At 43.0% G+C, this 3,502-nt stretch carries 4 protein-coding genes; all 4 read right to left on the bottom strand.

Features of this window, described 5'->3' with window-relative positions; all coding sequences use genetic code 11:
- Positions 1–79 precede the first annotated feature (79 nt).
- Entirely contained in the window at positions 80–325 is a 246-nt protein-coding gene (locus tag QUA04_RS29050; protein WP_333264097.1) for a hypothetical protein, read from the bottom strand.
- A gap of 180 nt (positions 326–505) precedes the next feature.
- On the bottom strand, positions 506–1,111 hold the full coding sequence (locus QUA04_RS29045) for a hypothetical protein (RefSeq protein ID WP_333264094.1): 606 nt from the start codon (positions 1,109–1,111) through the stop codon (positions 506–508).
- 99 nt (positions 1,112–1,210) lie between these two features.
- A complete protein-coding gene (locus QUA04_RS29040) occupies positions 1,211–1,369 on the bottom strand; it encodes a hypothetical protein (protein ID WP_445242393.1) in 159 nt (52 codons plus the stop codon).
- A 283-nt stretch (positions 1,370–1,652) separates the two neighbouring features.
- Positions 1,653–3,128 carry a serine/threonine-protein kinase gene (locus QUA04_RS29035; RefSeq protein ID WP_333264089.1) on the bottom strand — a complete coding sequence of 492 codons (1,476 nt, stop codon included), beginning with the start codon at positions 3,126–3,128 and terminating at the stop codon, positions 1,653–1,655.
- Positions 3,129–3,502: the final 374 nt, after the last annotated feature.

The following is a 3,502-nucleotide window of genomic DNA, read 5'->3' as shown; positions in this document are numbered from 1 at the left end:
AATTCCGGCACTGTCTTCTCCATGTGCCTCACCTTATCAGATTTTTTTGGTTTTTGCTACCCCCGTGAACTTCTACTGATTAAGCTTCTTGCAATACATCGTTAATAAATTCTTCGCGTTCTTCTTCAGTCATCGTGTCCCAATCTTTTCCGCGCTTCCAGCAAGCCATTCGTGCGTTTGCTTCGCTATCTTTAGTAAAGTTACTTAACCAGCCCCACTTGTTTTTTAGTAAAAACTCACATAATTCTGCTTGTTTTTCGCTAGGAAGTTGTTGGACTAATTCTAGGAGTTGTGTATAGGTTAAAGACAATGCTAATGTTGTCATTGATTCACCTCTCAGTAAAAATCTGCTTTTTCAATATATCATAACACAAACAGCTATAGTCCAGGACGCATGGGAGTTCAGAAACCGCGTTTTTTACGGCAATATTTGGTTTCAACCGAAAGATTCAATAAAAACCCGGTTTCTTTGGTCGGAGTGCGTAAGTCTGGTTCTCATTATCAATCAAGCCATTCCTTTCAGCAAACTTGATAAAATCCCTAAAATTTTCCCTACATCTTTAATGTAATACTCAGCAACATCAACATCTAAAGCATTACCTTCTAACTTAAGAAATCTCCAAACAGTGCCCGATGTCATAACACCATAAATTATGGGAATTTGATTGCCTTCTTTTTGATTAAACAATTGCGCTGCATACATCTCGGCTGCACACTGCCCCAAACCGCCGATTAAGTCTTCTTTCTTAGCTTCAACAATCGCAATGACTGGTGCCATAATTACAATTTGAGACTCAGACAGGCTGATTAAAAAATCACAAGCACCATTCAGCCCTTTTTCTATGTCAACGTTAAACTCTTTACCGGAAAACAAGCTAATTTTATCGTCTAGCATTCTCCTCAATTCTAGTAAAATTGGGGTGATAATCATTTCAGAACGAGCTTTTTCTGTGTTGATTTCGCTGGCTATTCGGAGGTTGTAATTGAGGGTGAAATCTAGATATTCGCTGTATCCGACTTCGGGGATATTGACAAATAAGTTGTTTTTGTCTTTGAGAGTGAAGCCGAATTGTTTGATTAAGTCACTGAGGGAAAAGTTACTGTAAGCCATCTATCGATTTTGGATGTTAGATTTGGGATTTTAGATTAATTAAATTATAGTTGGTAAAATTTCTATTTCCTCTACTTCTGTTGTAATTATGAACTTACATTAGGCAAATACGGCGGCTACGGCTTGTGGCAATGCGATGGGTACAAAATATGCAACTGGATACAAATAATCTTCGCCAGATTCATCAATAACTCGGATCAATTGATGTTCCCCAGCGCGATTATCCGAGATTATTTGGTAGATTTTTCGTACTTCCAATGATGCTGGATAGTCTTGATTGTTGATGCAAATTACAAATTTTGTTTCTAAGTTATGGAGTTTGGAGGCTGTTGGTGGGGAGGTAGAAACCGGGTTTCTTCCTGAATCTGGGTGATGATGCGTAAATTATCGCAGAAACCCGGTTTCTGAGATTGATTTTACTTTGATTATTTGCTCGTTATGTCCCGACAACCCCGTCGGAAACGTAGACAGGGCATGGCTTCGTGGTTTTGGGCTTGGTTATAAATCTTTATGAAATCCTGAAACGCTTAGATGTTACAGTCTACAAGTCTCGACGCGAGAGAAGAGACGTCATCGAACAATTGCTCAGCCACGCGCTCACGTCCGAACGGTCGCCTCCCTCACCAACCAACCCGCCGCTCGTCCCGAAGTTAGGCCCCACACATCCTTCATTCCAATATCCAAAACCAACCCCACTATACGCTAAAGCTATACAAGGGAGGTGAGCTTGCACCGCTAAATCTGAAAAAGTGAGGTCGTTGTAGCACAGCCATCGGTTATTTTTTATCCAGCCTATCTTGTCGCCAAACTTCTTCCAAACTTCCCAATTATATTCCCTAGTTCCCCCCAAACTTTGATAGATGCGCTTCTGCACGCTAAAACCGAAGCGCCCATTGCTGTATTCTACCCAAAGTTGGTCAATGATTCGCAAGTCCTCGCAGGGAAATTTATCAATACTTTCTGTATCCAACCGTCCTTCTTTCTCCCTATCCGCCACCTTCAACATCAGTGTGAAAGTTACCCCATCGGCATCTTTCCACTTTTTGGCCGCCAATAAATTCCGCAACAAGTTTATATAATCCATCCCCACGGCTGAAACTACGCGGGTAGTCTCAGGAGACCCTGGTTTTGGCAGCGGCATTTCAAAAGATTTTTGTGCTGGCTGAGGGCTAACTTTTGGTGATGGCAATACTACCTGTTTCGGCACCAGCAAATCCAACCATTCCTGCACCGACTGCGGGCGATTTTGCGGTTCCAACTCCATCCCTTTGATAATCGCCGCATTCACCCTGTCGCTAATTTTATTATCATACTGTTTTGGCTGAATAAAAGGATCAATAATCTTTCTACCGGGCGACGGAATCGGCTTGTTATCTGTGAGCATATTATACAGCGTCGCCGCCAAAGAATAAACATCAGTATAAGGGCCAAGTTGAGAGCGTTGTTCCGCAAGTTCAATGGGCGCGTAATGCTCAGTCCCCCTGCTACTATTAGTCATTAACTTTCCTGATAACGTCGCCTGTCGCGCCAAACCAAAATCAATCAAAACAGCTTCCATACCGCGCTTTCTGAGCATAATATTTTCGGGTTTAACATCGCGGTGAGTCAGGTTTTGCTTGTGGACGCAAGTCAGTGTATCGCCTAATTGCTGAATCATTGACAAAGCTTTTTGTTCCGACAAACGGCCGTTTTCTTTGAGATGGGTAGCCAAGTCAATCCCATCGATTAATTCCATTACCATACAATTGAAATCACCCTCGCGAAATATATCATAAACTTCGACAATATGGGGATGACGACACTTGGCTAAAGACATTGCTTCCTTGAGGAATTTATTTTGTGTTTTAGCAAAATCCGGCTGGAATTGTTGGAAAAGATTCAGAGTTTTGATCGCAACTGACTTACCTTCATGGCGATTTTGAGCGCGGTAGGTTTCACCGAATCCGCCGCCACCTAGGTATTCTTCGATGATGTATTTGCCGTCGTCTAGTTGTTGTCCGTCGGACCAGCGTCTCATGGCGGGTTTGTGAGGATGGAGAGGATGGTTTTGATTATAGCTGAGATGGTGAAATTTTTGTTGAGGCTTTGGATGATATCGTTTACGGTTGTTTCGGAATGATTTAACCGCAGAGGCCACAGAGGGCACAGAGGAAGAGAAGAGAGAGGTGAAGTTGAGAAACCGGGTTTTTTTACCTAGATATTCGGCATCTATCAAACCCGGATATCCCCCCTAGCCAAGAGGGCGGGCACGGGGGCACCGCCCCTACAAGGGGGGACTGGAAGCGTTCTCAAAGTCAACCCCTACTCCCCTTCTTAAGCTATGCCTTACTCACATCTTTCTTAACAAAATCCGGCTTGACATCTGGGGGGGAATGGGTAGAAACTAATTTC

The sequence above is a fragment of the Microcoleus sp. S13_C5 genome (assembly GCF_036700845.1).
Taxonomy (GTDB): domain Bacteria; phylum Cyanobacteriota; class Cyanobacteriia; order Cyanobacteriales; family Microcoleaceae; genus Microcoleus.
The sequence above is the reverse complement of the archived record's forward strand: the minus strand, read 5'-3'. Positions and strand labels throughout refer to the sequence as shown.

Excerpts from the sequence above, each read along its gene's own strand:
- QUA04_RS29045 (WP_333264094.1), bottom strand. The coding sequence starts at position 1,111 with ATGGCTTACAGTAACTTTTCCCTCAGTGACTTAATCAAACAATTCGGC.
- QUA04_RS29035 (WP_333264089.1), bottom strand. The coding sequence starts at position 3,128 with ATGAGACGCTGGTCCGACGGACAACAACTAGACGACGGCAAATACATC.
- QUA04_RS29050 (WP_333264097.1), bottom strand. The coding sequence starts at position 325 with ATGACAACATTAGCATTGTCTTTAACCTATACACAACTCCTAGAATTA.